This window comes from Cyanobium sp. LEGE 06143 (assembly GCF_015207535.1).
Classification (GTDB): Bacteria; Cyanobacteriota; Cyanobacteriia; order PCC-6307; family Cyanobiaceae; genus NIES-981.
Map to the genome: position 1 here is coordinate 1 of NZ_JADEWP010000201.1, position 4,122 is coordinate 4,122.

A 4,122-nucleotide genomic window follows, 5' to 3' on the forward strand; every position below is an offset into this window, starting at 1 on the left:
CCCCCACCCGCAGGCTCCAGCCCACGGCGGCCAGGCGCCCCACCTGCAGCCGCAGCAGCAGGCCCCGCTGGCGGGCCTGCGCTTCCAGCTGGGCCAGGCTCGGCAGATCGGGCTCCATTACGCCGGCTTGCCGCAGCTGGGGCAGTAGGGGAAGCAGGCGTAATGCAGCGCGCCGCACTGGCTGCAGTCGTGCTGCAGCTGCAGGCCGCAGTGCATGCAGTAGTTGGGCAGCACGCCCTCCCGCCGCGGCAGGCTGCGCTCGCAGCTGGGGCACTGGCTGCGCGCCAGCGACTGCAGGGCCTTCTCGTAGCGGATCGTGTGCTGGCGCTGCTCCTGCGGCGCCGCCTGCTCCTTCTGTTTGCGCGCCAGGTAGCCATTCAGCCAGCGGATCAGGGCCCGGCCCACCAGGAAGGTGAGCAGGGCACCCACCCCATAGCGGATGTAGGCGCCGAAGCTGGGCAGATAGGGCACCAGCTCCACGAAGAAGGCGAACAGTCCGAACAGCAGGAAGCCCCACACGAAGGGCCACTGGTCGCTGCGGCGGAAGCGGCGGAACTGCCACAGCGACAGCCCCAGCAGCGGCCCCACCAGCAACAGCCGGATGCCGAAAGCCCTTAGTTCCGCCCGCTGCCGGGCTGCCTGGAAGCGCCCCTGGGCCTCGGACTGCAGCTGCTGCAATTGCTGCCGGGGCACGGCGATCGAGGCCTGCACCTGCCGCAAGCGGGCCGCCAGTGCCGCCTGCTCGCCGCTGAGCTGCTGTTGCTGCTGCAGCAGCCCATCGAGCTGGCGGGCCCGGGCGATCACCTCCGGGTTCTGGTCGGACTGAGCCGTGGCCGAGCGGGTGGAGCGCCAGTTGTCGAAGCTGGCCTTCTCGCGCTCGTAGCGGGCCTGGGCCTGCTGCTGGCGCTCTCCCAGGCGCTCGGCCTGCTCCTGCAGCGCCTCGCGGCGGCTCTCAAGGGGTTGCAGCTCGGCCTCCAGCGCCGTTTTGGCCGGCTGGTCGAGGAACTGCTCGAGTCTGGGCGGACTGGAGAGCAGGGGCAGGTCGGCGATCAGCGCCCCGCCCACCTGGATCAGGAAGTAGGCGAACAGCAGGGCGATCAGCCACTGGCCGGCGCGCACCAGCCGTTCCGGACCTCGGGAGGGGTTCACCATCGTGAGCTCCGGCTTGGCCCATCCTCAGGGCGCCAGGGCCAGGCCGCCAGCACCGCCGCCAGCGACAAGGGCCCGTGCAGGTGAGGAAACAGCTCGCCGCTGTGCGGCGCCGGCTCCAGCCGCACCACCGCGCCCGCCGCCGCCAGCCGATCGGGGTCGAGCACCAGCAGCCTCAGATCGGCGGGGTCGAGGTCGGCGTAGAAGCGGCCATGGCTGGCGGCCAGCTGGTGGGCCTGGCTGAGGTGGATGAAGCCCTCCTGCTCCAGCGAGCGGCCGCGGGTGGAACGGCGGTAGCTGCCGGCGGCCTGCGCCGCCTGCCACTCCTGCCGCAGGGCCAGGTGATAGAGCCAGCCGGGCGACCACCACCCCTGGCGGGCCGCCCAAGGAGGATCCAGCACCGCCGCCAGCTCCGCTCCGGCCAGAAAGCGGCCCAGCCAGGCCTGCAGGGGCTGCAGTGACGCTTCGGCGTCAAAGCGCTGCGGGTCGGCCAGGCGGAACTGGCGCACAAACGGCAGCAGCGCCATGTCGGCCAGGGACGGCCGTTCGCCCAGCAGCCAGCCGCCGGACGCCAGCCGTTGGTTCCAGCGGCGCAGGATCGCCAGGGCCGCCTGGCGGTGGCTCTCCTGCTCCCCCTCGGCACCAAACCGGCCGGCGTACTTGTAGCGGTCCAGGTGGTGCTTGAACGGCCCGTCGTTCTCCGCGATCAGCGCCTCGATGGCGGCGGCCTCGGCCGCGCTCCAGCCCTGCAACCAGCCGTGGGGATCGCGGCGCGCCAGGGCCCAGGCCATCACCGCCAGGCTCTCCTCGATCACCCGCTCCCCCTGCACCAGCACCGGCACCGTGCCCTTCGCCGACGCCGCCAGCAGCTCCGGCGGCTTGGCCTTGAGGCTCACCTCCCGCAGCTCCAGATCCACGCCGGGCTTCAGCCCCGCCGCTACCAGGGCCAGCCGCGCCCGGATCGCATAGGGGCAGCGGCGGAAGCTGTAGAGGATCGGCCGCGCTTCAGCCACCGCTGCTGGGCGGCACCGGAAAGCGCCGGCCGAGGTGGTCCTCGCCCCGCTGGCGGGCCAGCGCCATCTGGCGCTGGCGCTCGGCGTAGCGCAGGCGATCAGCGCTGTTCTGGCGATCGACGCAGTGGCGGCAGCTCACCCCCTCGGCGTAGCTGGGCAGCTGGCGGTCGGCGGCGGTGAGGGGCATGCGGCAGCCGTGGCAGAGGCTGGCCTCGCCCGGCTCCAGCTGGTGATTCACGGCCACCCGCTGGTCGAACACGAAGCACTCCCCCCGCCAGCTGCTGCCCTGCTGCGGCCGCTCCTCCAGGTAGCGCAGGATGCCGCCATGCAGGTGATGCACCCCCTCAAAACCCTGCTGCAGCAGGTGGGCCGTGGCCTTCTCACAGCGGATGCCGCCGGTGCAGAACAGGGCGATCGCCTTGGGACGGCGCTGCTCCACCAGGGGCCGCAGCTGCTGCTCCACCCAGGCGGGGAACTGCCGGAAGCTGGTGGTGCCCGGGTCGATGGCGCCGTCAAAGCTGCCCAGGGCCACCTCGTAGGCGTTGCGGGTGTCCACCACCAGCGTGTCTGGATCGCGAATCAGGGCCTCCCACTGATCGGGCGCCACGTGGCGGCCCACCGACGCCGCCAGGTAGGGGCGCAGGGAGGCATCCCCCAGGGTCACGATCTCGCGCTTGAGCCGCACCTTGAGCCGGTGGAAGGCCTGCTGGGGCGCCTCGGCCCGCTTCACCTCCAGGGCGGCCAGGCGCGGATCGGCCCGCAGCAGCTCCAGCAGTGCCTCCACCGCCTCGGCCGGCCCGCTCACCGTGCCGTTCACCCCCTCCGGCGCCAGCAGCACCGTGCCCCGCACCCCGCCGGCCTCGCCGCAGGCCAGCAGGCGCTGGCGCAGCGGCGGCAGCTCCGCCGGATCGAAGGCCGCGAAGCGGTAGAAGGCAGCCAGGCTCAGGCCCATGGGGAGCGGCTCAGGCAGGGCACAGCGCCGCTGCCGCCCCCTCCACCGTCACGCCGGCGGCGGCGAGCAGGGCCTGGTCGGCGGCCACGTCGGGGTTGCCGGTGGTGAGCAGGGTGTCGCCGTAGAAGATCGAATCGGCGCCGGCCAGCAGGCAGAGGATCTGGGCCTCGCGGCTGAGCTGTTCGCGGCCGGCACTGAGCCGCACGCGGCTGCTGGGCATCAGGATCCGGGCCGTGGCCACCATCCGCACCAGCTCCAGGGGATCCAGCGGCGGCTGCTCCTGCAGCGGCGTGCCCTCCACCGCCACCAGGGCGTTGATCGGCACGCTCTCGGGGTGGGGATCGAGGTTGGCCAGCACCTCGAGCAGCCCGGCCCGGTCGCTGAGTGCCTCGCCCATGCCGATGATGCCGCCGCAGCAGACGGTCACCCCGGCCCGCCGCACCCGCGCCAGGGTTTCGAGCCGCTCCTGGTAGGTGCGGGTGCTGATGATGCGCGCGTAGTGCTCCGGGCTGGTGTCGAGGTTGTGGTTGTAGGCGGTGAGGCCCGCCTCGGCCAGCCGGGCGGCCTGGGCATCGCTGAGCATGCCGGCGGTCACGCAGGCCTCCAGGCCCAGCGCGCGCACGCCGCGCACCATCTGCAGCATCGCCTCGAAGGGCGCCCCATCGCGGATCTCACGCCAGGCCCAGCCCATGCAGAAGCGATGGGCACCCGCCTGCCTGGCCGCCCGGGCCCGGGCCAGCACCGGCTCCACCTCCAGCTCCGGCCGGCCGCTCACATCGGCGCTGTGGTGCATCGACTGGGGGCAGTAGGCGCAGTCCTCCTCGCAGCCGCCGGTCTTGACGCTCAGCAGCGAGGCCAGCTGCACCCGGTAGCCGGGGTTGGCCTGGCGGTGCACCTGCTGGGCCTGCCAGAGCAGCTCCATCAGCGGCGCCTCCAGCAGGGCCTGGATCTCGGCGCGGGTCCAGTCGTGGCGGTGGGTCACTGAGCGGGGCGGGGAAAGGGCAGGGT

General features: G+C 73.0%; 4 protein-coding genes. All 4 read right to left on the bottom strand.

All coding sequences use genetic code 11. From position 1 onward, the window contains the following. Positions 1 to 117: 117 nt before the first annotated feature. From IQ216_RS12075 to bioB, 4 genes are read right to left on the bottom strand one after another with little or no spacing between them, the layout of a single operon-like run. Positions 118 to 1,149 carry a zinc ribbon domain-containing protein gene (locus IQ216_RS12075; protein WP_228007456.1) on the bottom strand — a complete coding sequence of 344 codons (1,032 nt, stop codon included), beginning with the start codon at positions 1,147 to 1,149 and terminating at the stop codon, positions 118 to 120. Further along, the gene (locus IQ216_RS12080; RefSeq protein WP_193815650.1) at positions 1,146 to 2,162 is read right to left on the bottom strand and encodes a DUF952 domain-containing protein; all 1,017 of its coding nucleotides are present in this window, start codon (positions 2,160 to 2,162) and stop codon (positions 1,146 to 1,148) included. Before IQ216_RS12080 ends, IQ216_RS12075 begins: the two co-directional genes overlap by 4 nt. Further along, positions 2,155 to 3,114 (bottom strand): rhodanese-related sulfurtransferase, encoded by a 960-nt coding sequence (locus IQ216_RS12085; RefSeq protein WP_193815651.1) that lies wholly within the window; start codon positions 3,112 to 3,114, stop codon positions 2,155 to 2,157. The genes IQ216_RS12080 and IQ216_RS12085 overlap by 8 nt, the downstream gene beginning before the upstream one ends. A gap of 10 nt (positions 3,115 to 3,124) precedes the next feature. Beyond that, on the bottom strand, positions 3,125 to 4,096 hold the full coding sequence (gene bioB, locus IQ216_RS12090; RefSeq protein ID WP_193815652.1) for a biotin synthase BioB: 972 nt from the start codon (positions 4,094 to 4,096) through the stop codon (positions 3,125 to 3,127). Positions 4,097 to 4,122 lie beyond the last annotated feature (26 nt).

What these genes read in the sequence shown, in the direction of transcription:
- IQ216_RS12085 (WP_193815651.1), bottom strand. Translation starts at nt 3,114, where the DNA reads ATGGGCCTGAGCCTGGCTGCCTTCTACCGCTTCGCGGCCTTCGATCCG.